Annotated in this window: 21 protein-coding genes; 16 read left to right on the plus strand and 5 right to left on the minus strand. The window is 52.3% G+C overall.

The window, feature by feature from the left end:
• Positions 1 to 58: 58 nt before the first annotated feature.
• The 4 genes from motA to cheW are packed head-to-tail and all read left to right on the plus strand — an operon-like array spanning position 59 to position 4,461.
• The gene (gene motA, locus HVZ52_RS09365) at positions 59 to 946 is read left to right on the plus strand and encodes a flagellar motor stator protein MotA (protein ID WP_016153442.1); all 888 of its coding nucleotides are present in this window, start codon (positions 59 to 61) and stop codon (positions 944 to 946) included.
• Positions 943 to 1,872, plus strand: a complete 930-nt coding sequence (motB, locus tag HVZ52_RS09370; RefSeq protein WP_016153441.1) for a flagellar motor protein MotB — start codon at positions 943 to 945, stop codon at positions 1,870 to 1,872. Before motA ends, motB begins: the two co-directional genes overlap by 4 nt.
• 4 nt (positions 1,873 to 1,876) lie before the next feature.
• Positions 1,877 to 3,937, plus strand: a complete 2,061-nt coding sequence (cheA, locus tag HVZ52_RS09375) for a chemotaxis protein CheA (RefSeq protein WP_142417409.1) — start codon at positions 1,877 to 1,879, stop codon at positions 3,935 to 3,937.
• Between the two features lie 20 nt (positions 3,938 to 3,957).
• Complete coding sequence (gene cheW, locus HVZ52_RS09380; RefSeq protein ID WP_003034638.1) at positions 3,958 to 4,461, plus strand: chemotaxis protein CheW; 504 nt, start codon at positions 3,958 to 3,960, stop codon at positions 4,459 to 4,461.
• Positions 4,462 to 4,536: 75 nt separating this feature from the next.
• Here cheW and HVZ52_RS09385 read toward each other — a convergent pair whose 3' ends face one another.
• A complete protein-coding gene (locus HVZ52_RS09385; RefSeq protein WP_016153439.1) occupies positions 4,537 to 5,796 on the minus strand; it encodes a dicarboxylate/amino acid:cation symporter in 1,260 nt (419 codons plus the stop codon).
• 406 nt (positions 5,797 to 6,202) lie between these two features.
• Between HVZ52_RS09385 and tar the strand changes: the two genes are divergently transcribed.
• The 6 genes from tar to cheZ are packed head-to-tail and all read left to right on the plus strand — an operon-like array spanning position 6,203 to position 12,507.
• Complete coding sequence (gene tar / locus HVZ52_RS09390) at positions 6,203 to 7,858, plus strand: methyl-accepting chemotaxis protein II (RefSeq protein ID WP_046275660.1); 1,656 nt, start codon at positions 6,203 to 6,205, stop codon at positions 7,856 to 7,858.
• A 43-nt stretch (positions 7,859 to 7,901) separates the two neighbouring features.
• The gene (gene tap, locus HVZ52_RS09395) at positions 7,902 to 9,503 is read left to right on the plus strand and encodes a methyl-accepting chemotaxis protein IV (protein WP_181599170.1); all 1,602 of its coding nucleotides are present in this window, start codon (positions 7,902 to 7,904) and stop codon (positions 9,501 to 9,503) included.
• Between the two features lie 19 nt (positions 9,504 to 9,522).
• Positions 9,523 to 10,395 carry a protein-glutamate O-methyltransferase CheR gene (gene cheR / locus HVZ52_RS09400; RefSeq protein WP_016153436.1) on the plus strand — a complete coding sequence of 291 codons (873 nt, stop codon included), beginning with the start codon at positions 9,523 to 9,525 and terminating at the stop codon, positions 10,393 to 10,395.
• Positions 10,392 to 11,441 (plus strand): chemotaxis response regulator protein-glutamate methylesterase, encoded by a 1,050-nt coding sequence (locus HVZ52_RS09405; protein ID WP_016153435.1) that lies wholly within the window; start codon positions 10,392 to 10,394, stop codon positions 11,439 to 11,441. Before cheR ends, HVZ52_RS09405 begins: the two co-directional genes overlap by 4 nt.
• Before the next feature lie 18 nt (positions 11,442 to 11,459).
• Positions 11,460 to 11,849: a chemotaxis response regulator CheY gene (cheY, locus tag HVZ52_RS09410; RefSeq protein ID WP_016153434.1), complete on the plus strand. Its 390-nt coding sequence runs from the start codon at positions 11,460 to 11,462 to the stop codon at positions 11,847 to 11,849.
• Between the two features lie 13 nt (positions 11,850 to 11,862).
• Positions 11,863 to 12,507 carry a protein phosphatase CheZ gene (gene cheZ / locus HVZ52_RS09415; protein WP_029139578.1) on the plus strand — a complete coding sequence of 215 codons (645 nt, stop codon included), beginning with the start codon at positions 11,863 to 11,865 and terminating at the stop codon, positions 12,505 to 12,507.
• A 43-nt stretch (positions 12,508 to 12,550) separates the two neighbouring features.
• Here cheZ and HVZ52_RS09420 read toward each other — a convergent pair whose 3' ends face one another.
• Positions 12,551 to 13,303, minus strand: a complete 753-nt coding sequence (locus HVZ52_RS09420; RefSeq protein WP_181599171.1) for a hypothetical protein — start codon at positions 13,301 to 13,303, stop codon at positions 12,551 to 12,553.
• Positions 13,260 to 14,810: a dGTP triphosphohydrolase gene (gene dgt, locus HVZ52_RS09425; protein WP_181599172.1), complete on the minus strand. Its 1,551-nt coding sequence runs from the start codon at positions 14,808 to 14,810 to the stop codon at positions 13,260 to 13,262. Before dgt ends, HVZ52_RS09420 begins: the two co-directional genes overlap by 44 nt.
• Before the next feature lie 238 nt (positions 14,811 to 15,048).
• Here dgt and flhB point away from each other — a divergent pair, with 238 nt between their 5' ends.
• From flhB to HVZ52_RS09450, 5 genes are all read left to right on the plus strand, one after another.
• Positions 15,049 to 16,200: a flagellar biosynthesis protein FlhB gene (gene flhB, locus HVZ52_RS09430; RefSeq protein WP_181599173.1), complete on the plus strand. Its 1,152-nt coding sequence runs from the start codon at positions 15,049 to 15,051 to the stop codon at positions 16,198 to 16,200.
• Positions 16,193 to 18,271, plus strand: a complete 2,079-nt coding sequence (flhA, locus tag HVZ52_RS09435; RefSeq protein WP_016153428.1) for a flagellar biosynthesis protein FlhA — start codon at positions 16,193 to 16,195, stop codon at positions 18,269 to 18,271. Before flhB ends, flhA begins: the two co-directional genes overlap by 8 nt.
• Positions 18,271 to 18,663 (plus strand): flagellar protein FlhE, encoded by a 393-nt coding sequence (gene flhe, locus HVZ52_RS09440; RefSeq protein WP_016153427.1) that lies wholly within the window; start codon positions 18,271 to 18,273, stop codon positions 18,661 to 18,663. The genes flhA and flhe overlap by 1 nt, the downstream gene beginning before the upstream one ends.
• A 262-nt stretch (positions 18,664 to 18,925) precedes the next feature.
• Positions 18,926 to 20,512, plus strand: a complete 1,587-nt coding sequence (locus HVZ52_RS09445) for an MFS transporter (protein ID WP_016153426.1) — start codon at positions 18,926 to 18,928, stop codon at positions 20,510 to 20,512.
• The gene (locus HVZ52_RS09450; protein WP_065554703.1) at positions 20,513 to 21,652 is read left to right on the plus strand and encodes a glycoside hydrolase family 105 protein; all 1,140 of its coding nucleotides are present in this window, start codon (positions 20,513 to 20,515) and stop codon (positions 21,650 to 21,652) included.
• On the opposite strand, the gene mrdA is transcribed toward HVZ52_RS09450, so the two are convergent.
• Together mrdA and argS are read right to left on the minus strand one after the other, a co-directional pair.
• The gene (mrdA, locus tag HVZ52_RS09455) at positions 21,624 to 23,543 is read right to left on the minus strand and encodes a penicillin-binding protein 2 (protein ID WP_181599174.1); all 1,920 of its coding nucleotides are present in this window, start codon (positions 23,541 to 23,543) and stop codon (positions 21,624 to 21,626) included. The two genes, HVZ52_RS09450 and mrdA, sit on opposite strands and share 29 nt — an antisense overlap.
• A 183-nt stretch (positions 23,544 to 23,726) precedes the next feature.
• Positions 23,727 to 25,460, minus strand: a complete 1,734-nt coding sequence (argS, locus tag HVZ52_RS09460) for an arginine--tRNA ligase (RefSeq protein ID WP_016153423.1) — start codon at positions 25,458 to 25,460, stop codon at positions 23,727 to 23,729.
• Between the two features lie 239 nt (positions 25,461 to 25,699).
• Between argS and HVZ52_RS09465 the strand changes: the two genes are divergently transcribed.
• Positions 25,700 to 26,266: a VOC family protein gene (locus HVZ52_RS09465; RefSeq protein WP_016153422.1), complete on the plus strand. Its 567-nt coding sequence runs from the start codon at positions 25,700 to 25,702 to the stop codon at positions 26,264 to 26,266.

The raw sequence follows: 26,266 nt of genomic DNA on the forward strand, positions 1-26,266 counted from the left end.
CTCGAGTTAACAGCCCGACTGCGCATCCTGTCATAGTCAATTGCGAAAGGATGATGTCGTGCTTATCTTATTAGGTTACCTGGTTGTTATTGGTACAGTTTTCGGCGGTTACATGATGACCGGCGGACACCTTGGGGCACTCTATCAACCGGCTGAGCTGGTGATTATCGGTGGCGCGGGTATTGGGGCATTCATCGTCGGCAATAACGGGAAAGCCATTAAGGGGACGATGAAAGCCATCCCGATGCTTTTTCGTCGTTCAAAATACACCAAAGCGATGTATATGGATCTGCTGGCGCTGTTGTATCGCCTGATGGCCAAGTCACGTCAGCAGGGTATGTTCTCGCTTGAACGCGATATCGAAAACCCCAAAGAGAGTGAAATTTTCGCCAGCTATCCGCGCATTCTTGCTGATGCCGTGATGCTTGATTTCATTGTCGATTATCTGCGTCTGATCATCAGCGGCAACATGAACACGTTTGAAATTGAAGCGCTGATGGATGAAGAGATTGAGACTCACGAAAGTGAGGCCGAAGTCCCGGCCAACAGTCTGGCGATGGTGGGGGATTCATTACCGGCGTTCGGGATCGTGGCGGCGGTCATGGGGGTTGTCCATGCGCTGGCTTCTGCCGATCGTCCGGCGGCTGAACTGGGTTCGCTGATTGCACATGCCATGGTAGGGACATTCCTCGGTATTTTACTGGCCTATGGATTTATTTCTCCGCTTGCCAGCGTTCTGCGCCAGAAAAGCGCTGAAACCACCAAAATGATGCAGTGTGTGAAGATAACTCTGCTCTCCAATCTGAATGGTTACGCGCCGCCAATTGCCGTCGAATTTGGTCGTAAGACTCTGTATTCCAGCGAACGTCCATCGTTTATCGAACTGGAAGAGCATGTTCGTGCGGTGAGAAATCCAACTGCGCAGCAGACGACCGAGGACGCATGAAAAATCAGGCCCATCCCATTATCGTTGTAAAGCGACGCAAGCATAAAGGTCACGGTGGTGGGGCGCATGGTTCGTGGAAAATCGCCTACGCCGATTTTATGACCGCGATGATGGCCTTCTTTCTGGTGATGTGGCTCATTTCCATCTCTAGCCCTAAAGAATTGATCCAGATTGCCGAATATTTCCGTACGCCGCTGGCTACTGCGGTAACCGGGGGAAATCGTATTTCGAATAGCCAAAGTCCCATTCCAGGCGGCGGGGATGATTACACCCAGCAGCAGGGAGAGGTGAACAAGCAGCCGAATATCGATGATCTGAGAAAACGCATGGAACAAAGCCGCTTGAGCAAACTTCGCGGCGATCTCGATCAGTTGATTGAATCTGACCCCAAACTGCGTGCGCTGCGCCCGCATTTGAAAATTGATTTAGTTCAGGAAGGGCTGCGGATACAGATTATCGACAGTCAGAATCGCCCGATGTTTAAAACCGGTAGCGCTGAGGTGGAACCGTATATGCGCGATATCCTGCGAGCCATAGCGCCAGTGCTTAACGGCATTCCTAATCGAATCAGCCTTTCCGGCCATACGGATGATTACCCTTACGCCAATGGTGAAAAAGGGTATAGCAACTGGGAGTTGTCCGCCGATCGCGCTAACGCGTCGCGTCGCGAACTGGTTAGCGGCGGTCTGGATGATGGAAAAGTATTACGTGTGGTAGGTATGGCCGCCACGATGCGTCTGAGCGATCGCGGTCCTGAAGACGCTATCAACCGCCGTATTAGCCTGCTGGTTCTCAATAAGCAGGCGGAAGAGGCCATTTTGCATGAAAACGCTGAAAGCCAGAATGAGCCGGTAAGTGTCTTACAACAGCCAGCGGAACTCCCGCCGGCAAGCGTTCCCACATCGCCACCAGCCAATCCGAGGTGATAGCGTGAGCATGGATATAAGCGATTTTTATCAAACATTTTTTGATGAAGCTGACGAACTGTTGGCTGACATGGAGCAACACCTGCTTGATTTGGTTCCTGAAGCCCCGGATTCCGAACAGCTGAATGCAATTTTTCGTGCTGCGCACTCGATAAAAGGCGGGGCGGGCACCTTCGGCTTTACCATTTTGCAGGAAACGACCCATCTGATGGAAAACCTGCTGGATGAAGCGCGGCGTGGCGAGATGCAGCTCAATGCCGACATTATCAACCTGTTTTTGGAAACGAAAGATATTATGCAGGAACAGCTCGACGCCTATAAAAACTCAGAGGAGCCGGATGCCGCCAGCTTTGAGTACATTTGTAATGCGTTACGACAGTTAGCGCTCGAAGCGAAAGGTGAAACCGCACCGGCAGTCGTCAACACCGCAAAACTGAGCGTTGTTGACAGCGCTGCAATGCAGGAAGAGGCGGTTGCACAGCCTGAGTCCGCAAGCGAAGAGAGCAAGAAACGCATTATTCTCACGCGCCTGAAAGCCAATGAAGTGGATTTACTGGAAGAGGAGCTGGGGAACCTGGCGACCTTAACCGATGTGGTGAAAGGGAGCGACACGTTGTCAGCAACGCTTGATGGCAACCTCGCAGAAGATGACATCATCGCGGTGCTGTGCTTTGTGATTGAAGCTGATCAGATTGAATTCGAAACCGTCAGCGCAGCGCCCGTAGCCGTTGAAACTGAAGCAGAAGCAGAAGCAGAAGCAGAAACGGTAGCCGTTGTCGCGAAGCCGCAGCCGGTTGCCGTTGCGCCAGCGGCGAAAGCCGCCGCCAGCGAAGCGCCAAACGGACGCGCGGAACGCGACAAACCCGCCCGTGCCAGCGAGTCAACCAGCATCCGAGTAGCGGTTGAGAAGGTCGATCAGCTCATTAACCTGGTCGGTGAGTTGGTCATCACCCAGTCTATGCTGGCACAACGTTCTAACGAACTGGATCCCGTCAATCATGGCGATCTCATCACCAGTATGGGGCAGTTACAACGTAACGCCCGCGACTTGCAAGAGTCGGTGATGTCGATTCGTATGATGCCCATGGAGTATGTGTTCAGTCGTTTTCCGCGTCTGGTGCGTGACCTGGCCGGTAAGCTGGGTAAACAGGTCGAACTGACACAGGTGGGAAGCTCAACCGAACTCGACAAGAGCCTGATTGAACGCATCATCGATCCGTTGACGCACCTGGTGCGTAACAGCCTCGATCACGGTATTGAACTGCCGGAAAAACGCCTTGAAGCCGGGAAAAGCCCAATCGGTAATCTGACGCTTTCCGCGGAGCACCAGGGCGGGAATATCTGTATTGAAGTCACCGATGATGGCGCCGGTCTGAACCGTGAACGAATCCTCGCCAAAGCTATCTCCCAGGGGATGCCGATCCACGAAAACATGAGCGATGACGAAGTCGGTATGCTGATCTTCGCTCCGGGCTTCTCGACTGCTGAACAGGTGACGGATGTCTCTGGCCGCGGCGTGGGTATGGATGTGGTGAAGCGAAATATCCAGGAGATGGGGGGCCATGTTGAGATCCAGTCCAAACAGGGACAGGGGACGACTATCCGAATTCTGCTGCCGCTGACGCTGGCGATCCTCGACGGCATGTCCGTGCGCGTGGCCGACGAAGTCTTTATTCTGCCGCTGAATGCCGTTATGGAATCACTGCAACCGCGCGAAGAAGATCTCCATCCGCTGGCCGGAGGAGAGCGCGTGCTGGAAGTGCGTGGCGAATATTTACCGCTGGTTGAGCTGTGGAAAGTCTTTGAGGTTGAAGGCGCAAAAACCGAAGCGACTCAAGGTATTGTGGTGATTTTGCAAAGTGCAGGGCGTCGCTACGCGCTGCTGGTCGATCAGTTAATTGGTCAACACCAGGTGGTCGTCAAAAACCTGGAAAGCAACTACCGCAAAGTGCCAGGTATTTCTGCAGCAACGATCCTCGGCGACGGCAGCGTCGCGCTGATTGTCGATGTCTCTGCATTGCAGGGATTAAACCGCGAACAACGTGTGGCGATCACAGCCGCCTGATTGAGTGAGAAGGGAATAATATGACCGGTATGAGTAATGTAACTAAACTGGCCGGCGAACCGTCAGGTCAGGAATTCCTCGTGTTTACGCTGGGGGATGAAGAGTACGGTATCGATATCCTGAAAGTGCAGGAAATCCGTGGGTACGATCAGGTGACGCGTATTGCTAACACGCCTGCGTTTATCAAAGGTGTCACCAATCTGCGCGGTGTGATTGTGCCGATTGTTGACCTGCGCGTGAAGTTTAGCCAGAGCGATGTGGATTACAACGAAAACACCGTGGTGATTGTGCTGAATCTGGGCCAGCGGGTGGTCGGGATTGTGGTCGATGGCGTCTCGGATGTGCTGTCGCTGACAACGGATCAAATCCGTCCGGCACCGGAATTTGCCGTAACGCTGTCGACGGAATACTTGACGGGACTGGGGGCGCTGGGTGACCGGATGCTGATTCTGGTTAACATTGAGAAGCTGCTCAATAGCGAAGAAATGGCGCTGCTGGATATTGCCGCCAGCCACGTCGCGTAACCGCTATACCGTATCCGGCCTACAATGATTGCTGTTGTAGGCCGGATACGCGTAGCGCATCCGGCAGATTTCCCCTTACGCTTCCCGCTCAACCAGCTCCGGTTCTTCTTCCAGTAAACCTTCATCTTGTGCCAGCATCGCCGTTGCAATCCCGTTACCTAATACGTTGATTGCTGAACGTCCCATATCCAGGAAGTGGTCAATACCCATCAGTAACAGAATCCCGGCAACCGGAATATTAAAGCTCGGAATGGTTGCTGCCAGCACCACCAGCGCAGAACGCGGCACGCCGGCAATCCCTTTTGACGCCAGCATCAGCGTCAGCATCAGGACGGTGATTTCTGCAAAGGAGAGGTGAATGTTATAGGCCTGCGCGATAAACATCGAGGCAAATGAACAGTAAACCATCGAGCCGACCAGGTTAAATGAATAACCGATAGGCAATACAAATGACACGATGTTAGGCGAGCAACCAAATTTGGTTAATTGCTCCAGCGTTTTCGGATAGGCGGCTTCCGAGCTGCTGGTAGTAAATGCGACCAGAACCGGATCTTTCAGCATGCTTACCAGACGAAAAACCTCTTTTTTCAGCATGACATAACCGACCGCCAGCAGAACCAGGCAGGTCAGCAAAATAGCCACATAGTAGCCGCCGATGAACGACGCATAGTTGAGCAGGATCCCCAGACCCTGGGTGGAGATAACGGAGGAAATGGCGGCGAAAATAGCCAGCGGCGCAACGTACATCACGTAGCCAGTCACCTTAAGCATAATGTGGGAGACCACATCCAGCGCGGCAACCAGCGGGGCATTGAATTTCTCACCAAGGGATGCGCCACCAATACCGAAGAACATCGAGAACACCACAATTTGCAGGATCTCATTGTTGGCCATCGCCTCGGCTATGCTGGTTGGGATGGTGTGAGTCAGGAAACCTTTCAGGCTCATGCCGCTCACGGCCAGGCCGGTATCAGTGGCTTCCAGCGGGATCGCCAGGTTCAGCCCGCTGCCGGGTTGCTCAAGAGAAACCACAAACAGACCGACCAGAATAGACAGAATGGAAGAGCTGATAAACCAGATCATCGCTTTGCCGCCTACGCGCCCGATGGTGGACGTTTCCCCCAGGCGCATAATACCAACGGTCAGGGTGCTGAATACTAAAGGTGCGATCACCATTTTAATCAGGCGCAAAAAGATGTCGGTGAGAAGCGTAATATTATCGGCCCAGGCGGTCACTACGCCGGGGGCGGCATAAGAGTGGATCACCGCCCCTGACAGGATCCCCGCCAACATGAAGATCACGATAAACAGCGTGAGTTTGTTTGCATTTGCCACTAAAAAGCCCTCAGTAAGGATTTAACATTTATTGTTCGGTTACTCATTTTTTATATTTATTAATTGGTAACTAAGTATTCATCATATAAATTGAATTAAAGCGCCAGCTGATACAACTTTTTTTAATTTTTTATCCATTTTGTTGTGGTGCAGAGGATATGTATTTGTGATCCTGGTCACGAAATAATGACTATTTCATCCAATATGACCGCGCCCACAGATAAATTTGAATGTTATTCACATGATAATTGTGACGTTTTTATGTGAATGATTTGTGGTTGCCGTACACCCGTCTTCCCCTCCTTCCGCGAGGCTTCACGTCCCTTCAGGATTTCCTTTTCGCAAACGTAAAGTTATCTCAGCGACTGCCGATAACGTTGATAACTCGTTTTCAGGAAGGTGCCTTATGTTTAACCGTATCCGCGTTGTCACAATGCTGATGATGGTGCTGGGGGTTTTCGCACTGCTACAGCTTGTTTCCGGTGGTCTGTTGTTTTCTTCATTGCAGCAGAATCAGCAAAGTTTTGTTATTTCTAACGATCTTCGACAGCAGCAAAGTGAACTCACCTCAACATGGGATCTGATGCTGCAAACACGTATCAATTTAAGCCGTTCTTCTGCACGCATGATGATGGACGCGTCCAACCAGCAAAGCAGCGCGAAAAACGATCTGCTGAAGAATGCGAAAGCATCGTTGGCGCAGGCCGAAACACATTACGCAAAATTTAAAAACATCACACCGTTACCCGAGATGGCAGAAGCCAGCGGTAACGTTGAGGAGAAATATCAGCAGTACCATGCGGCTTTAACAGAACTGGTTCAGTTTCTGGAGAACGGCAATATGGACGCCTATTTCGCGCAACCGACTCAGGGAATGCAAAACGCGCTCGGTGAGGCGCTGGGCAAGTACGCCAGCGTTAGCGAAAAGCTTTACGCTCAGGCATTCGATAAAAGCGCGCGGGATTACCATTTCGCCCAATGGCAGCTTGGCGTGCTGGCCGTAGTGCTGGTGCTGATTCTGGTGGTGGTGTGGTACGGCATCCGCCATACCCTGCTTAATCCTCTGTCTCGCGTCATTGCCCATATTCGGGAAATCGCCAGCGGTAACCTGACCGCGACCCTGGCCGTCAGCGGTCGTAATGAAATCGGCGAGCTGGCCAGTACGGTTGATCATATGCAGCGCTCGCTGACGGAAACCGTCACCCTGGTGCGTGAAGGTTCTGATGCGATTTATTCCGGGACCAGCGAAATTGCCAGCGGGAACACCGACCTTTCATCTCGTACTGAACAGCAGGCCTCTGCGCTGGAAGAGACCGCAGCCAGCATGGAACAGTTGACCGCAACCGTTAAGCAAAATGCGGACAACGCGCGTCAGGCCTCGCAACTGGCGAAAAGCGCCTCCGATACCGCACAGCATGGCGGCAAAGTGGTTGATAGCGTGGTGAACACCATGCACGAAATCGCCGATAGCTCGAAGAAAATCGCCGACATCATCAGCGTTATTGATGGTATTGCTTTCCAGACCAACATTCTCGCACTGAACGCGGCGGTTGAAGCGGCGCGTGCCGGTGAACAAGGCCGTGGCTTTGCTGTGGTTGCGGGCGAAGTGCGTAATCTGGCAAGTCGCAGTGCGCAGGCGGCGAAAGAGATCAAAGCGTTGATTGAGGATTCGGTTTCCCGAGTGGATACCGGGTCCGTATTGGTAGAAAGCGCAGGCGAAACGATGAACGACATCGTAAATGCCGTAACGCGGGTGACCGACATTATGGGCGAGATTGCCTCGGCCTCCGACGAGCAAAGCCGGGGGATTGATCAGGTGGCGCTCGCGGTATCCGAGATGGATCGCGTTACGCAGCAGAACGCCTCATTGGTACAGGAATCGGCTGCCGCTGCCGCTGCTCTTGAAGAACAGGCCAGCCGCCTGACGCAGTCGGTGTCGACTTTCCGCCTTGCGTCACGTCCGGCGTCGGCTAAGCCGCGCGATACACGATTACCTGCAACGGCGGCCGCATCCTATCCGCGCCAGAACAATGAACAAGATACGAATTGGGAAACATTTTGACTGATAGTTAAACCGCGGCCAGTGCCGCCCAATGGGAGCGTTGATGTTTAATCGTATTCGAATTTCGACCACGCTGTTTTTGATTTTAATCCTCTGCGGTGTTTTGCAGATTGGCAGTAATGGCTTGTCCTTCTGGGCATTTCGGGACGGTTTTCAGAACCTGAATCAGGTCGAACGAAGTAATCAGCAACGCGCTGCGCTGGCCCAAACCCGCGCTGTGTTATTACAGGCCAGTACGGCCCTTAATAAGGCAGGGACGCTGACCGCCCTGAGCTATCCGCCAGAGGATATCAACACGCTGATGACTCTCGCACGTGATAGCCTGGCGCAGTCTGAATTGATGTTTAAACGCTTTATGGCGACATCGGATACGACGGCACAAGGGAAGGCGCTGTTTGGCGCAACGGAGCAAAGTTTCAGCCAATGGCACAGCGCTCTTGCGCATCAGGCCACCTGGCTTGAAAACAATCAGTTGTCAGATTTTCTGACCGCGCCGGTGCAGGCTGCTCAGGATGCTTTTGATGCAAATGTGAATGCGTGGCAGAGCAACATCGATCGCGTGTTGCAAACGGCAGGAGAGCAGAGCCAGCGAAATTACCATATGTCGGGGGTGATTTTCGCCACCATGGTGGTACTGGCGGCACTGCTCACCAGCGGTGCGCTGTACTGGTCGCGCAAGATGATTGTCCAGCCGCTGGCTATCGTGGGCAGTCATTTCGACAGCATTGCCGCGGGTAATCTGGCCCGGCCGGTAGCGGTTTATGGGCGCAATGAGATCTCAGCCATTTTTGCCAGTCTGAAGAAGATGCAGCAGGCACTGCGTGAAACGGTAAGCGAAGTACGCCAGGGCAGCTCAGCCATGCATAGCGGTATTTCAGAAATCGCGATGGGCAATAACGATTTGTCTTCGCGCACTGAACAGCAGGCGGCCGCGCTGGCGCAAACGGCAGCCAGCATGGAACAACTGACCGCAACCGTAGGACAGAATGCTGATAACGCGCGTCAGGCGTCAGGAATTGCCAAAAGTGCGGCAGATACAGCGCATAAAGGCGGCGAACAGACGTCCCGGGTCGCCAGCACAATGCATGAGATTTCCGCGAGCTCGCAGAAAATTGGCGACATCATCGGCGTGATTGACAGCATTGCCTTTCAGACCAATATCCTCGCGCTGAATGCTGCGGTTGAGGCTGCTCGCGCGGGTGAGCAGGGGCGTGGTTTTGCCGTGGTTGCGGGTGAAGTGCGCAATCTGGCAAGCCGTAGCGCACAGGCGGCGAAAGAAATTAAGGGTCTCATTGAGGAGTCTGTCACCCGAGTGCATCAGGGCTCGCAGTTGGTTGATATGGCAGCGCGCACCATGACGGAAATTGTCAGCTCGGTTACCCGGGTTAACGACATCATGGGCGAGATTGCTTCTGCTTCTGATGAACAGCGCAGAGGCATCGAGCAGGTGGCGCAGGCCGTCAGCCAGATGGACTCCGTGACGCAGCAAAACGCCGGGCTGGTGGAAGAAGCCGCATCCGCCACCGGACAACTTGCCATGCAGGCCGATAATCTTTCTGCCTGTGTCGCATTTTTTAAGCTTGAAGAGCAAACCGTAGCAAAACAAGAATTGGCGCAGCCGCAGGTTGTGCCCGTTGTATCCTGAATGTGATTGAGAAGGCGCTATGACATCATCTCTGCCCCCTGGGCAAACGTCATTATTGTTACAGATGACACAGCGCCTCGCGCTGTCTGACGCGCATTTTCGTCGGATATGTCAATTAATCTACCAGCGTGCGGGGATCGTACTGGCCGACCATAAGCGGGACATGGTTTATAACCGCCTGGTCCGCCGTCTGCGAACCCTGGGACTGGATGACTTTGGTCGCTATCTCAGCATGCTGGAAGCTAACCAGAACAGTGCTGAGTGGCAGGCTTTTATTAACTCCCTGACTACCAATCTGACCGCGTTTTTTCGCGAAGGGCATCATTTTCCAGTGCTGTCAGATCATGCTCGTCGGCGCAGCGGTGAATACCGAGTCTGGAGCGCGGCGGCGTCAACCGGAGAAGAGCCGTACAGCATTGCGATTACGCTCGCCGATACCTTAGGTATGGCTCCGGGCCGCTGGCGTGTTTTTGCCAGCGACATTGATACCGAAGTGCTGGAAAAAGCCAGAAGCGGCATCTACCGCCTTGATGAGCTAAAGACGCTGTCACCGCAGCAGCTACAGCGTTATTTCATGCGTGGCACCGGACCGCATGAAGGACTGGTACGCGTTCGGCAGGAACTGGCGGGGCATGTTGAATTTTCCAGCGTGAATTTACTGGATAAGCAGTACAACGTGCCAGGCCCCTTCGATGCCATATTTTGCCGTAACGTGATGATCTATTTTGATAAAACGACGCAGCAGGACATTTTGCACCGTTTTGTTCCACTTCTTAAACCAGATGGGCTGCTGTTTGCAGGTCATTCAGAAAACTTTAGCAACCTCGTGCGCGAGTTTAGCTTGCGTGGACAGACGGTGTATGCGCATGCGCCAGGTAAGGATAAAGCATGAGTAAAATCAGGGTTTTATCGGTTGATGATTCTGCACTGATGCGTCAAATCATGACCGAAATTATTAACAGCCACAGTGATATGGAAATGGTGGCGACGGCGCCGGATCCGTTGGTTGCCCGGGATTTAATCAAAAAATTCAATCCCGACGTCCTGACGCTGGATGTGGAAATGCCGCGCATGGACGGCCTCGACTTTCTTGAGAAACTGATGCGTCTGCGTCCGATGCCAGTGGTTATGGTTTCTTCGCTGACCGGTAAAGGTTCTGAGGTCACGCTGCGGGCGCTGGAGTTGGGGGCGATTGATTTTGTCACCAAACCACAGTTGGGGATCCGTGAAGGGATGTTGGCCTACAGCGAAATGATCGCTGAGAAGATCCGCACCGCGTCGCGGGCAAAACTGGCGGCCCACAAACCCATGACGGCACAGGTGACCTTGAAAGCGGGGCCGTTACTCAGTTCTGAAAAACTGCTGGCGATTGGCGCCTCAACCGGAGGAACAGAGGCAATTCGCCATGTACTCCAGCCATTGCCGCTTTCAAGTCCCGGTATTCTTATTACCCAGCATATGCCGCCAGGATTTACCCGCTCATTCGCCGAGCGTCTGAACAAACTGTGTCAGATCACCGTGAAAGAGGCTGAGGACGGGGAGCGCGTGCTTCCAGGGCATGCGTATATCGCCCCTGGTGACAAGCATATGGAACTGGCGCGCAGCGGGGCGAACTACCAGATCAAAATTCATGATGGTCCACCGGTTAACCGGCATCGACCTTCAGTGGATGTGCTGTTCCATTCGGTGGCAAAACATGCGGGGCGTAATGCTGTGGGAGTGATCCTGACGGGTATGGGCAACGATGGCGCCGCCGGAATGTTAGCGATGAACCAGGCGGGTGCCTGGACCATTGCGCAAAACGAAGCAAGTTGTGTGGTGTTCGGCATGCCGCGCGAGGCCATCAATATGGGTGGCGTCAGCGAAGTGGTCGATCTTAGCCAGGTAAGCCAGCAAATGCTGGCGAAAATCAGTGCCGGACAGGCAATACGTATTTGAATCAGGAGTTTATTTTTTATGGCGGATAAAGAGCTTAAGTTTTTGGTTGTGGATGACTTTTCCACCATGCGTCGCATCGTGCGTAACCTGCTCAAAGAACTGGGTTTCAACAATGTTGAAGAGGCCGAAGACGGCGTGGACGCGCTGAATAAGCTGCAGGCTGGGGGATTTGGTTTTGTCATTTCCGACTGGAATATGCCGAACATGGATGGCCTGGAACTGCTGAAAACCATTCGTGCTGATGGCGGAATGTCCGCCCTGCCGGTGCTGATGGTTACGGCGGAAGCGAAGAAAGAGAATATCATTGCGGCGGCACAGGCTGGCGCCAGTGGTTATGTCGTGAAACCGTTCACGGCGGCGACGCTAGAAGAGAAACTCAATAAAATCTTTGAGAAACTGGGCATGTGAGGGTGTGATAATGATGATGCAACCACAAATTAAACCTGCTGACGAACATTCAGCCGGGGACATCATCGCGCGCATCGGCAGTTTGACCCGAATGCTGCGCGACAGCCTGCGTGAACTGGGGCTGGATCAGGCCATTGCCGAAGCGGCAGAAGCGATTCCCGATGCCCGCGATCGTCTTGATTACGTTGTGCAGATGACCGCACAGGCGGCAGAGCGCGCGCTGAACAGTGTGGAAGCTTCGCAGCCGCACCAGGACGCGATGGAAAAAGGGGCCAAAGACCTGACCAAACGCTGGGATGAATGGTTCGAAAATCCGATCGAGCTGTCTGACGCCCGTGAACTGGTTACCGATACCCGCCAGTTCCTGGGTGATGTGCCAGGGCATACCAGCTTTACTAACGCTCAACTGCTGGACATCATGATGGCGCAGGATTTCCAGGACCTCACCGGTCAGGTCATCAAGCGCATGATGGATGTTATCCAGGAGATTGAACGTCAGCTGCTGATGGTTCTGTTGGAAAACATTCCAGAGCAGGGCGCTCGTCCGAAACGTGAAAACGAAAGCTTGCTTAACGGCCCGCAGGTTGACACCTCAAAAGCCGGCGTGGTGGCAAGTCAGGATCAGGTTGACGACCTGCTGGATAGCCTCGGGTTCTGATGACATAAGCCCCCCAGATTTGGGGGCTTATTGTTTGACTGGATTACTGATTAAGCTTCGTGTCTCGTCCATACCTGGCATCAAAGAGAGACTCTTTAAGGCGCTGCAGTTCGCCTTCGCTGAACGAGTGCTTCTGGTAGCTGTGATATTCGTACCGTCTTAGGGAATCACTGCTGTACGTCTGCAAGGCTTGTCGGAGGTATTCGCAAATCTGTGGTCCAAGAATCTCGACGTGCTTGTTATAGATTGTGCGCAGGATCCTGATGACAGAACCTAACTCATTTGGCGTATCTTTCAACACCAGTTCCAGCCGACGGTGTTGTAAATCCTGTAAATAACGCTTAGTACTGATGACCTTTTTTCGCTTTACGTCATAGAGGACGGAGTCCCAGGACATTAGCGTCGTTTTCAGCAGACTGTCAGTATTTTCGTACTTCACTTTTTGGGTCTTGAATGCCCAGGTATCTTGGATGCACCAGATATCAAAATCTAGCCCATTGTAATGAAAGCGTATCCCGCCCATTTTGTTGACGGTGAATTGATGAATCTGCAAAGTATATAACGCGTTCATCAGGTCCTGACGAGACCAGTCAATGACCAAATCTATATCGGACGTGAAGCCATCAGGTCCATAGAGCCCAATATCGCGAACCATACCACCGAAAATCCACGCCTGCGTTTGAACGACCAGAGCATCGATTAATGCTCTGGCTTTTTTGCGCTCGTCACTGGAGTCGAAAAAATCTTCAACTCTAGTCGTTAAGCGTTGGTGAGTGTGTGCGACTTTCGTATTCATAAAGCGATTTTAGCTCATCGTGCAGGCGTATCAAATAGCTGTCTGTCATGCCGGAGATGGCATCTGCAAGAAGTTGGGCTTCTTTATACAGAATGGGAAGACCGTTTTGCTCGTCTTCAAATATTCTGCGGTAGTTTTCTGATATGCGCCCGTAAGCATATCGGCCGAATGGTGAGTTTGAACGGTACTCTTTGCGAGATGTGAAAGCTTCATCTGCTTTTTTCAGATCTTTTTCCTGATCTCGTTCTTTCTGAGTTTTATGACCGTGGATACCTATCCACAACATGTCCATGAGTTTTTGTATGTAGTTTGAACCTTTTAGCTCAAGTTCCAATACGGAGCGGTGACGATAACCATGTTTCTTATCGAATGCTTTTAGAGCTTTACAAAACGCTTTTGAGCGGCTTTGGCCAATTAAATCTTTGTACTCACAGCAATCGCTGAGTAGAGTAGGGAGGTGGGTAACAAAAGCGTCCACAACATCATTTACCAGGGCAATCGTCGCTTTTACTCTGAACATTTGCATGTGCATGTCATTGATTTCAGAAGGCGTCAATTCATGCTGTAGGTGTTTATATTCAGCATTTTTCTCTTCAGTCTGTTTCACAACACCGTTGATAACGGGATCTTTACCCTCTTCCCAACACATCAAGTGGTCAATGAGATCTTTGTATGAAGCCAAACCTTTTTTTACCGTATCCTCTGCATCAAGCACTGAATATGCAATATCATCACAGGCTTCCATTATCCATGTAAAAGGATGGCGAATCTTTTCCTGAAGGCCCGTTGTATTCCAGATCTCGTTGACTATCTCTGATTCAGAATGGAAGAAACCATGTTTTTTCCATTGCCCTGCAGAGGTTGTGTATGAAGAACGCGGGTATTTTAAAAGAGCAGCCAATGTGGCGTAGGTAAGGTTAAGACCATATTGATCATTTAATATTTGTAACTTGGTAACAAGGCGTAGTGTTTGAGAATTACCGTCAAACTGAAAGAAGTCCTCAAAAATTTCAGGTTGATAGATATCATTGTATTCACTAAACAATTTTTTTAAATTTGCATTAAACCAATTGCGCATTGCAGCTTCCCCCTGGTGCCCGAAAGGGGGATTCCCTAAATCGTGTGCGAGGCCAATTGCTGCCAATAATGCAGGGACATCACGTTCAACACAAACGCTCTCAGATAACCCATTAAATACTTTATTTTTCATGTCAAAAGCCAACCGCATACCAATACTGCGGGCAAAGTTAGCGACTTCATGAGAATGGGTTAAGCGTGTCCGTACGCTATCGTTCATATCAAGTGGGAATACCTGGGTTTTATCAGCCAGGCGACGTGTAGGTGCAGCAAAAAGAATTCTGTCAAAATCTCTTTCAATTTCCTGGCGCCATTCCGCTTTTGATGCGTCTGAGGGCGTTGTTGAGGAATCCGAATGCAAATCTTCTTTTTCTTTTTCTTTTTCTTTATCTTTGCGACGCCCGTTATGTAAAAGCTTGTCCCATTGCATAATTAATCCTTTATGTAATTGATTGACTGAGGCTAGCAAAAGTTAAAACGGCAGGGAACAAGCACAGAATACTATTTGTTAGTTTCAGGGGCGTGTACGCAAAAGTGATGCAAACTATGCAAAAGCGTTGTGCGTAAGAATCAAAAGCTGAAAACACTCCTTTTCCCCTCGTTTATCCACGCATTGATGAAAATTATTTCTGAGAAAATGATGTGATTAAGACTCTCAGGAAGGCACTGTGGCAGAAGAAAGCGACGACGACAAAACAGAAGCCCCCACACCCCACCGACTTGAAAAAGCACGGGAAGAAGGGCAGGTCCCCCGATCCAAAGAGCTGACCTCACTGCTTATTTTGCTGGTGGGCGTGTGCATTATCTGGATTGGCGGGGAGTCGCTTGCCCGCAGACTGGCCGGTATGCTGTCGGCCGGATTACGTTTTGACCACAGTATGGTCAATGACCCTAACCTGACCCTCAGCCAAATCATCCTGCTGATTAAAGACGCGATGATTGCGCTGTTACCGTTGATTACCGGCGTCGTTCTGGTGGCATTAATCTCCCCGGTGATGCTTGGCGGCTTGATTTTCAGCGGTAAATCTCTGCAGCCCAAGTTCTCTAAGCTGAATCCGTTGCCGGGCATTAAACGCATGTTTTCAGCGCAAACCGGGGCGGAACTGCTCAAAGCGATACTGAAGTCCACGCTGGTGGGGAGCGTGGCCGGATTTTATCTCTGGCATAACTGGCCGGCGATGATGCGTTTGATGGCGGAGTCGCCGATTACGGCGATGGGCAACGCTCTGGATTTAGTTGGCATGTGCGCGCTGTTGGTGGTGCTTGGCGTTATTCCGATGGTGGGGTTCGACGTTTTTTTCCAGATTTACAGCCATCTGAAAAAGCTGCGCATGTCGCGTCAGGATATTCGTGACGAATTTAAGCAAAGCGAAGGCGACCCGCACGTTAAGGGCAAAATACGCCAAATGCAGCGCGCGGCCGCGCAGCGTCGCATGATGGCGGATGTGCCGAAAGCGGACGTGATTGTTACCAACCCCACGCACTATTCGGTGGCGTTGAAGTATGACGAGAACAAAATGAGCGCGCCGAAAGTTGTTGCCAAAGGCGCGGGGCTGGTGGCGTTGCGCATTCGTGAGATTGGCGCTGAACATCGAGTCCCTACGTTAGAAGCGCCGCCGCTGGCGCGTGCGCTATACCGTCATGCTGATATTGGGCAACAAATACCGGGTCAATTATATGCCGCCGTTGCCGAAGTGCTGGCATGGGTATGGCAGCTAAAACGCTGGCGTCTCGCCGGCGGCAAGCGTCCACCACAACCTGAAAACCTTCCGGTGCCTGAAGCACTGGATTTCATGAACGAGAAGAATACTGATGGCTAATCTGGTCGCGATGTTGCGTTTGCCCAGCAACCTGAAATCCACGCAACTGCAAATCCTTGCCGGACCGATCCTTATCCTGCTGATCCTGTCGATGATGGTGTTGCCGTTGCCGGCTTTCGTCCTCGATTTGCTGTTCACGTTTAACATTGCGCTGTCGATCATGGTGCTGCTGGTGGCGATGTTCACCCAGCGTACGCTGGAGTTTGCCGCATTCCCGACGATTTTGCTGTTTACCACATTATTACGCCTCGCCCTGAACGTTGCGTCGACGCGTATCATTTTAATGGAAGGGCATACCGGCGCGGCGGCGGCGGGAAAGGTGGTTGAAGCTTTTGGTCACTTCCTGGTGGGCGGTAACTTTGCGATCGGTATCGTGGTCTTCGTTATTCTCGTCATTATCAACTTTATGGTTATCACCAAAGGTGCCGGGCGTATCGCCGAGGTTGGCGCGCGCTTCGTGCTGGATGGTATGCCCGGCAAGCAGATGGCGATTGATGCGGATTTGAATGCGGGTCTGATTGGCGAAGATGAAGCCAAAAAACGACGCTCGGAGGTGACGCAGGAAGCGGATTTCTACGGCTCTATGGACGGTGCGAGTAAATTCGTACGTGGAGATGCCATCGCCGGTATTTTGATCATGGTGATCAACGTGGTCGGCGGTCTGTTAGTCGGGGTGTTGCAGCATGGTATGAGCATGGGTAGCGCAGCGGAAAGTTATACCCTGCTGACCATCGGTGACGGGCTGGTGGCGCAAATTCCTGCGCTGGTAATCTCCACCGCGGCGGGGGTTATCGTGACCCGCGTGAGTACCGACCAGGATGTAGGCGAACAGATGGTGACCCAACTGTTCAGTAATCCTAGTGTCATGCTGCTTAGTGCGGCGGTGCTTGGTCTTTTGGGTCTGGTTCCGGGGATGCCGAACCTGGTGTTTTTGATGTTTACCGCCGCGTTACTGGGTCTGGCCTGGTGGATGCGTGGTCGTGAGCAAAAAGCTCCCGATGAGCCGCAGCCGGTGAAAATGCCGGAAAACAACTCCGTGGTGGAAGCAACATGGAATGATGTACAGCTGGAGGATTCCCTGGGGATGGAGGTAGGCTACCGCCTGATCCCAATGGTGGACTTTCAGCAAGATGGCGAGTTGCTGGGGCGAATTCGCAGTATTCGTAAGAAATTTGCCCAGGATATGGGTTTTCTGCCGCCGGTGGTACATATCCGCGACAATATGGATCTGCAGCCAGCCCGCTATCGTATTTTGATGAAAGGGGTGGAAATTGGCAGCGGTGACGCCTATCCGGGACGCTGGCTGGCCATTAACCCTGGTACTGCCGCCGGGTCACTGCCGGGCGAGAAAACGGTCGATCCGGCTTTCGGTCTGGACGCTATCTGGATTGAAAGCGCATTGAAGGAACAGGCGCAGATTCAGGGCTTTACGGTTGTTGAAGCCAGTACCGTTGTCGCCACGCACCTTAATCACCTGATTGGGCAGTTCGCTGCTGAGCTGTTTGGCCGTCAGGAGGCGCAACAGCTACTGGACCGCGTTTCGCAGGAGATGCCAAAACTGACAGAAGACCTGGTTCCGGGCGTCGTGACGCTCACTACGCTGCATAAAGTGCTGCAGAACTTACTGGATGAGAAAGTACCGATTCGCGATATGCGCACCATTCTCGAAACGCTGGCTGAACATGCACCGCTGCAAAACGATCCGCATGAGCTTACCGCGGTGGTACGTGTTGCGTTGGGACGCGCCATCACTCAGCAGTGGTTCCCGGGTAATGAAGAGGTTCAGGTTATCGGCCTTGATACCCCGCTCGAACGTTTGCTTCTGCAGGCGCTGCAGGGCGGCGGCGGTCTGGAGCCAGGTCTTGCAGACCGACTGCTGGCCCAGACTCAGGAAGCGCTGTCCCGTCAGGAAATGTTGGGTGCGCCGCCGGTCTTGCTGGTCAACCACGCGTTGCGTCCGTTACTGGCACGCTTTTTACGTCGCAGCATTCCGCAACTGGTGGTGTTATCGAACATGGAGCTGTCTGACAACCGCCATATCCGTATGACGGCGACTATTGGAGGTAAGTAATGCGTAAATTACTGTGGTTGTTGTTTTTTCCTCTGGTAGCGCAGGCTGCCGGAGAAGGCGCCTGGCAGGCCAGCGGCATGGGCATTACTTTAAATCACCGCGGCCAGTCAGCCTCGTCTTCACCTCTGACGCCCAGCCAGCCGGTCTCGGGGTTGATGACGCTGGTGGCCTGGCGCTATGAGCTCAATGGCCCAACGCCTGCGGGTTTACGGGTACGTTTATGTTCCCAGTCCCGCTGTGTTGAGCTGGACGGGCAAAGCGGGACCACCAACGGATTCAATAATGTTCCCGCCATCGAACCGATGCATTTTGTCTGGGAAGTACCCGGTGGCGGTCGCCTGATCCCCGCCTTGCAAGTTCAGAGCAATCAGGTGATTGTGAACTATCGTTAACGCCTCCCTTCATTCCGGCCAGCAGCAGAAACTGCTGGCTGCTTCGCAATTCTAGTCCGCCTCTTTGATTAAATAGAAACGCTGTTTTATAAAATAGGTGACATACGTTGCCGGACTCTTTGTGCTGTTGCCATTTCACGAATATCCCTGGCAAAAATAGAAAGGTTTCACTTGCTGTTAGCTTTTACTGTGGCCCTGTAAGGAGGCCCAATGTCAAAGCGAGGATTGCGGGGCCTCCCAATAATGTGCAGGGGTAACGGCAATGAATACACGTAAAATTGGGTTGGTTAACTATTTTGCCTACGGTTCGGGGGATTTTTTAGGCGCAGGCACCACGGCGTTAACCGCGGCCTGGCTACTCTATTTTTACACGACGTTCTGTGGCCTGACGCCAATCGAAGCAACCTTTATCTTCGCTACCGCCAGGGTGTTGGATGCCGTTGTTAGCCCATTAATGGGTTTTTTAACCGATAACTTTGGCTCCACCTGGCTCGGCAAACGCTTTGGGCGACGCAAGTTTTTTATTCTGTTGGGGATACCCTGTGTCTTTAGCTACTCACTAATGTGGGTGGGTGATATGGGGTTCTGGTACTACCTGCTCACCTATCTGATTTTTGACGTGGTCTACACCATGATTCTGGTGCCTTACGAAACGCTGGTACCCGAAATGACCGATGACTTTAAACAGAAAACCAAATTCTCCGGCGCGCGCATTTCGATGGCGCAAATGTCTGCCATTCTGGCCTCATTCTTACCTGGCGTTCTGCTGACGCTGTTTGGCAAGGACAACCCCGTCTCTTTTTTCTACGCCAGCCTGGTGTTTTCTGTGCTGTGTGCACTGATGCTGACCTTCGTCTGGTTCTTTACCTGGGAACGCCCACGGGAAGAGTGGACTGAGGCGGCGCTGCGAGCCGAAGAAGAGAAGAAAAGCCTGACCTTGAGTCAGAGTATGAACCGTTTATTTGTGGAACTGAGTTCAACACTGCGCATCCGTATCTTTCGCCAGCATTTAGGAATGTATCTTGGCGGCTATATTGCCCAGGACGTCTTTAACGCCGTCTTTACTTACTATGTGGTGTTTGTGCTGATGCAGGAAGCATCAATGGCGTCAAACCTGCTGGGTACGATGGCTATCTTCCAGTTTATTGCCGTTATCGCCATGATCCCATTGTGCATCCGTTTCGGACCTGCGCCGTCTTATCGCATGGTGGTCGTCCTGTTTGGCCTCAGTTCACTCTCCTATGCGGGGCTGTATTACGCCGGATTAAGCGATGTTTATTCTCTGTTGCTATTGGTTTCCGCCGTTGCGGGTTTAGGACGCGGTGGTATCAACTACGTTCCCTGGAATATCTACACCTATATTGCCGACGTTGACGAAGTGATCACCGGTCAGCGTCGGGAAGGGATCTTCGCCGGCATTATGACGTTAACGCGTAAAGCGTCGCAGGCGGGAGCGGTGATGCTGGTGGGGATTGTGATGCAGTTGTCTGGTTTTGTCTCCGGTCAGAGCGCACAACCCGCGGCGGTCAGCCATACCATCCTGTTAATTCTGAGCTGCGGAACGCTGATTGTTCTGGCGCTGGGTTTCCTGGTTTCCTTGCGCTTCAAACTGAACCTGCAAACGCACAGCACCCTGCGCGAAGAGACAGCAAAAATGCGTGAGTCCGGGCAACCCGTGCTGGAAGGACTTTCCGCTAAAGGACGCGCGACCGTAGAGATGCTATCGGGCATGCCTTATGAATCACTTTGGGGTAACAACAATATTGGTTACCTGAATCGTAATAAACCAGCGGCACCGAAACTGGAAAAGGGTGCTGTATTGAATTCGACATTGACAGAGGTTAAGTAAATGATTGTTTATCCGGTTAAACACAGCCCATTGTTGCGCCAGCCAGAACATTTTATTGCCAGGGATGAATTAAAAGCGTTGATCAAAAAGGTGACGCATAACCTGGTCAATATTCATGATGAGACCGGCGAGTTCTTGCTACGTCTGGATGACGGACGCGTTATTGATACCAAAGGCTGGGCGGGATGGGAGTGGACGCACGGCATCGGGTTGTACGGGATGTATCAGTATTATCAGCAAACCGGCGATGCCACGATGCGCGATATTATCGACAGCTGGTTTGCCGATCGCTTTGCGGAAGGTGCAACGACCAAAAACGTCAACACCATGGCGCCGTTTTTAACGCTGGCATATCGCTATGAAGAGACGCGTAATCCCGCGTATCTGCCGTGGCTCGACAGCTGGGCTGAGTGGGCAATGCATGACATGCCGCGTACCCAATTCGGCGGTATGCAGCACATTACGCTGGCGGAAGAAAATCACCAGCAGATGTGGGATGACACGTTGATGATGACGGTCTTACCGCTGGCGAAGATTGGCAAGTTGCTCAACCGTCCCGAGTATATTGAAGAGGCAACCTATCAGTTCCTGCTGCACGTGCAAAACCTGATGGATAAAGAAACGGGGCTGTGGTTCCACGGCTGGAGCTATGAAGGACAGCATAACTTCGCCAACGCTCGCTGGGCGCGTGGCAACAGCTGGTTAACTATAGTCATCCCGGATTTCCTCGAATTACTTGATTTGCCGGAAAACAATGCAGTGCACCGCTATCTGGTGCAGGTTTTGAACGCGCAAATCGCGGCGCTGGCGAAGTGCCAGGATGAAAGCGGACTGTGGCACACCTTGCTGGACGACCCGCAGTCGTATCTGGAAGCCTCGGCAACCGCCGGATTTGCCTATGGGATCCTCAAAGCGGTACGTAAACGCTATGTCGGACAAGACTATGCGCCAGTTGCCGAAAAAGCCATCAGAGGCATTGTGCAACATATTTCTCCGGAAGGTGAATTGCTGCATACCTCGTTTGGTACCGGGATGGGCCACAATCTCGATTTCTACCGCAACATCCCCCGGACCTCCATGCCTTACGGTCAGGCGATGGCGATGCTGTGCCTTACCGAATACTTGCGTAAGTATTTTTGATATCGGTGTCCGATGGCGTTGCGGCTATCGGACCCGCTTGTGCATCGTTGCCCTGCGCAGCAAACAGATGATCCATGATTTGACGCATGACTGGTGCGGCGGTGACGCCATCGCTGCCGCCGTTTTCCAGAATTAACGCTATGGCGACTTTTGGGTTCTTATATGGCGCAAATGCGGTATAGAACACGTGGTCGCGCAGACGCACGGGGATCATTTTCGCATCGTAGGTCTGATTTTCTTTCAGGCTAAAGACCTGTGATGTGCCACTTTTCGCTGCAATGCCGTAAGGCGCGGTGTGAAAGAACTTATAACCGGTACCGTTTGGCTCATTCGCCATGCCGAACATCGCTTGACGCACCAGCCCCCAGTAGGGGGACGAAGCAGAGGCAATTTGTGACGGTGCTTCGGGAGCCTGATACGGCGTGATGACTTTTCCGCTCTCTTCATCACGTAGCAGGTGAGGGGCGATAACCTTGCCATTGTTAATCAGCGCGACCATGGCTTTTACCATCTGGATCGGCGTGGCAATCCAGTATCCCTGGCCGATGCCAACCGAAATGGTATCTCCCTGATACCAGGCTTTTTTATGCACTTTCTGCTTCCATTCGCGGCTCGGGAGCAGGCCGTTATACTCCTCACCAAGATCGATGCCGGTCGGCTTACCATAGCCAAACTGGCTGAGCATGCTGTTAATACGGTCGATCCCCATCATATACGCCACCTGATAAAAGAATGTGTCGGCAGATTCTTCAATTGCTTTAGTGACATCCAGCATACCGTGGCCCGTTTTTTTCCAGTCACGGTAATGTCGCTCCGTGCCGGGGAGCGTCCAGGTGGGGGCGCCGAAGAAACGGGTCTGCGGCGTGATCACGCCGTCCAGTAATGCTGACATCGCCATATACGGTTTGACCGTGGAGGCGGGAGGATACAACCCCTGCGTGACGCGGTTGATTAACGGCAGGTCCTTATCCTGAAGCAGCTTGTTATAGTCCTGATAGCTGATACCTTTGACAAATGGATTGGGGTCATAGCTGGGGTTCGAAACCATTGCCAGCACGGAACCGTCATGCGGATCCTCAACCAAAACGGCGGCCCGCTGGCCCACCAACAGACTCTCAATATATTGCTGTAAATGGAGGTCCAGCGTCAGGTGGATATCTTTTCCGGCAACGGGCGGCACATCTTTGATCAGGCGTACGATGCGTCCGTGGTTATCAACTTCGACCTCCTGATAACCGGTTTTCCCATGCAGTTCATTTTCATAGTAGTGCTCAATACCCTGCTTACCGATGTTGTGATCGGCGGCGTAGTTCTCGGTCAGGCCTTTTTGATCCAGCGCTTTCAGGTCGTTGTCATTGATTTTTGACACATAGCCAAGGACATGCGCCAGCGCTGCGCCATAAGGGTACTGGCGGTCTTCATAGCTATTGATATTGACGCCGCTGAAATGAAACTGGTTAACCGAGAAGCGGGCGATTTCCACATCGGTCAGCGCATTTTTTAGCACGACCGGGCGATAGCGGCTGCTGGCTTTCAGCGCATGGCGAAACTGGTCAATGTCATCAGGAGTGAGGTCAATGATAGGCGTGAGCTGCCTGATCAGGGCATTCATATCACTGATTTTATAAGGCGTAACGGAAATGTCGTACCAGGTTACGTTGCGCACCAGCGGGATGCCGTTGCGATCGTAAATCATGCCACGCGTCGGGGCCACGGGCAGCATTTTGATGTCGTTTGCATTTGAGCGGGTGGTGTAATACTGGTGCTGACAGATTTGTAAGTTGTAGAGATTGTAAATCAGGATGCCAAAGCAGATGACCACCAGGACAAAGGCCACCAATACACGCCGCTGGAAGAGTTTTTCCTCCGCCTCAAAATCTCTGAATGTCATTGACCCGTACCCGATTAATTCGCCGCCTCATGATACGGAGGCTTAAACGGGATGACAGGCAAAAAATGTTCCATATCTCTACGGAAATGTGTCATTCCTTGTGAGTTGTTACAGATGGCCTGTTACAGAAATAAAAAAGGCCTGAGTCCGAATTTCGGAGTCAGGCCTGATAGGTGAGCTGATTTACATACGTTCTACGGTTTCGATACCCAGCGTATCCAGACCCAGCTTCAGGGTTTTCGCCGTCAACTGTGCCAGTTTCAGGCGGCTGTTACGAATCTCTTCGTTTTCAGCGCTGAGGATAGGGCAGTGCTCGTAGAAGCCGGAGAACAGACCGGCAACGTCGTACAGGTAAGCACACATCACGTGCGGCGTACCTTCACGTGCAACAACGGTCAGCGTTTCTTCAAACTGCAGCAGACGCGCAGCCAGTTGAGCCTCGCGATCTTCACTGATAATCACCTGCGCATTTGCCAGCGCGCTTTCGTCGATATCGGCTTTACGGAACACGGACAGTACGCGGGTGTAGGCGTACTGCATATACGGCGCAGTGTTCCCTTCGAACGCCAGCATATTGTCCCAGTCGAAGATGTAGTCGGTGGTACGGTTTTTGGACAGATCGGCATATTTCACCGCGCCGATACCGACCGCATTCGCCAGTTTTTCCAGCTCGTCGGCAGGCATGTCCGGGTTCTTCTCCGCTACCAGACGGCGTGCGCGTTCCAGCGCTTCATCCAGCAGATCGGCCAGTTTAACCGTGCCACCCGCACGGGTTTTGAACGGCTTGCCGTCTTTACCCAGCATCATACCGAACATGTGGTGTTCCAGCGGCACAGAATCCGGCACATAACCGGCTTTACGCACGATGGTCCAGGCTTGCATTAAGTGCTGATGCTGACGGGAGTCGATGTAATAAAGTACGCGGTCGGCATGCAGCGTTTCATAACGGTACTTGGCGCAGGCGATATCGGTCGTGGTGTAGAGATAGCCGCCATCTTTCTTCTGAATGATTACGCCCATCGGTTCACCTTCCTTGTTCTTATACTCATCAAGGAATACGACGGTAGCGCCTTCGCTTTCAACAGCCAGGCCTTTAGCTTTGAGATCGGCCACGATGCCAGGCAGCATCGGGTTGTACAGGCTTTCACCCATGACGTCGTCACGGGTCAGGGTGACGTTCAGGCGATCGTAGGTTAACTGGTTTTGCGACATGGTGATGTCGACCAGTTTGCGCCACATCTCACGGAAGTACTCGTCGCCGCCTTGCAGCTTCACGACATAACTCCGGGCACGTTCCGCGAAGGCTTCATCTTCGTCGTAATGTTTTTTCGCATCACGGTAGAAACCTTCAAGGTCAGCCAGCGCCATCTCGCCAGCATTTTCCTGCTGCTGTTTTTCCAGCCATGCGATGAGCATACCGAACTGAGTACCCCAGTCGCCGACGTGGTTGGCGCGGATAACATTGTGACCGAGGAACTCCAGCGTACGCACCGCAGCGTCACCGATGATGGTGGAACGCAGGTGACCAACGTGCATCTCTTTCGCTACGTTAGGTGCGGAGTAATCAACCACAACGGTTTGTTTAGCCGGTTGGGTGACGCCCAGACGATCGGAAGCCAGCGCCTGCTGAACGTGCTGCGCCAGAAATGCCGGATCGAGAAAAATATTGATAAAGCCCGGGCCTGCAATTTCAACTTTGCTGGCGATCCCGTTGAGATCCAAATGAGTCAGCACCTGCTCAGCCAGTTGTCGCGGCGCCATACCCAGTTTTTTAGCGACAGCCATCATGCCGTTAGCCTGATAGTCGCCGAACTGTACTTTTGCTGACTGACGAACCTGCGGTTCGCAATCTGCAGGCGCGCCTGCAGCAATCATGGCCTGACTGACTTTTTCTGAGAGAAGAGCCTGAATATTCACCGGAATACCTTACATTATATGAAGCGGCTTAAAATGCACCGCACCAGTTTAAGAATTAAGGGCGGGAGTATACTGCAAATGCCCGTTGCCGTCAGCATTGCGAGTATCGCCAGCAGCCTGAAATATAAACATTGTCATTACGTATAATTATTCATATTGCGCTTAAGAAAATCAGCAGTTGGTTGGGGCTGCGCAACAGGGTAAATTAGCGGCTTTGAATATGGATATGAGCTTTCATTATGGCGAACTGGCAAACAGTTGCAGAACTGCATGATATTTCCGCAGATTTACCGCATTTCATTCAGGCGTTAACGGATCTTTCCACTCGCCTTGGGCTGGATATCTCATCGCTTGAAGCCGATCACATTTCTCTGCGTTGTCATCAAAATACCACCGCAGAGCGCTGGCGTCGTGGGTTTGAACAGTGCGGCGAATTGCTGTCAGAAAATATCATCAATGGCCGACCGATTTGCTTGTTCAAACTCGATGAGCCAGTTTGTGTGCAACACTGGCAATTTACTATCGTAGAACTGCCGTGGCCGGGCGAAAAGCGTTATCCGCATGAAGGCTGGGAGCATGTTGAAATTGTTCTGCCGGGTGAGGTGGAGACGCTGAATGCACGAGCGCTGGCGCTGCTTTCAGATCACGGGCTGAGCCAGCCGGGTATATTTGTAAAAACCAGTTCGCCAAAAGGCGAGCGCGAGCGTTTACCGAATCCAACGCTGGCGGTCAGCGATGGCAGCGTGACGATAAAATTCCATCCATGGTCGATTGAAGCCATTGTGGCAAGCGAACGTCAGGAGTGA

This window comes from Citrobacter sp. RHB36-C18 (genome assembly GCF_013814485.1).
GTDB classification, from domain to species: domain Bacteria; phylum Pseudomonadota; class Gammaproteobacteria; order Enterobacterales; family Enterobacteriaceae; genus Citrobacter; species Citrobacter braakii.

Coding starts and splice junctions, on each gene's coding strand:
- flhA (WP_016153428.1), top strand. CDS start 16,193: ATGGCTAATCTGGTCGCGATGTTGCGTTTGCCCAGCAACCTGAAATCC.
- cheY (WP_016153434.1), top strand. CDS start 11,460: ATGGCGGATAAAGAGCTTAAGTTTTTGGTTGTGGATGACTTTTCCACC.
- dgt (WP_181599172.1), bottom strand. CDS start 14,810: ATGCAATGGGACAAGCTTTTACATAACGGGCGTCGCAAAGATAAAGAA.
- HVZ52_RS09445 (WP_016153426.1), top strand. CDS start 18,926: ATGAATACACGTAAAATTGGGTTGGTTAACTATTTTGCCTACGGTTCG.
- cheR (WP_016153436.1), top strand. CDS start 9,523: ATGACATCATCTCTGCCCCCTGGGCAAACGTCATTATTGTTACAGATG.
- flhe (WP_016153427.1), top strand. CDS start 18,271: ATGCGTAAATTACTGTGGTTGTTGTTTTTTCCTCTGGTAGCGCAGGCT.
- HVZ52_RS09465 (WP_016153422.1), top strand. CDS start 25,700: ATGGCGAACTGGCAAACAGTTGCAGAACTGCATGATATTTCCGCAGAT.
- motB (WP_016153441.1), top strand. CDS start 943: ATGAAAAATCAGGCCCATCCCATTATCGTTGTAAAGCGACGCAAGCAT.
- tap (WP_181599170.1), top strand. CDS start 7,902: ATGTTTAATCGTATTCGAATTTCGACCACGCTGTTTTTGATTTTAATC.
- HVZ52_RS09450 (WP_065554703.1), top strand. CDS start 20,513: ATGATTGTTTATCCGGTTAAACACAGCCCATTGTTGCGCCAGCCAGAA.
- tar (WP_046275660.1), top strand. CDS start 6,203: ATGTTTAACCGTATCCGCGTTGTCACAATGCTGATGATGGTGCTGGGG.
- cheW (WP_003034638.1), top strand. CDS start 3,958: ATGACCGGTATGAGTAATGTAACTAAACTGGCCGGCGAACCGTCAGGT.
- HVZ52_RS09420 (WP_181599171.1), bottom strand. CDS start 13,303: ATGAATACGAAAGTCGCACACACTCACCAACGCTTAACGACTAGAGTT.
- mrdA (WP_181599174.1), bottom strand. CDS start 23,543: ATGACATTCAGAGATTTTGAGGCGGAGGAAAAACTCTTCCAGCGGCGT.
- cheZ (WP_029139578.1), top strand. CDS start 11,863: ATGATGCAACCACAAATTAAACCTGCTGACGAACATTCAGCCGGGGAC.
- HVZ52_RS09405 (WP_016153435.1), top strand. CDS start 10,392: ATGAGTAAAATCAGGGTTTTATCGGTTGATGATTCTGCACTGATGCGT.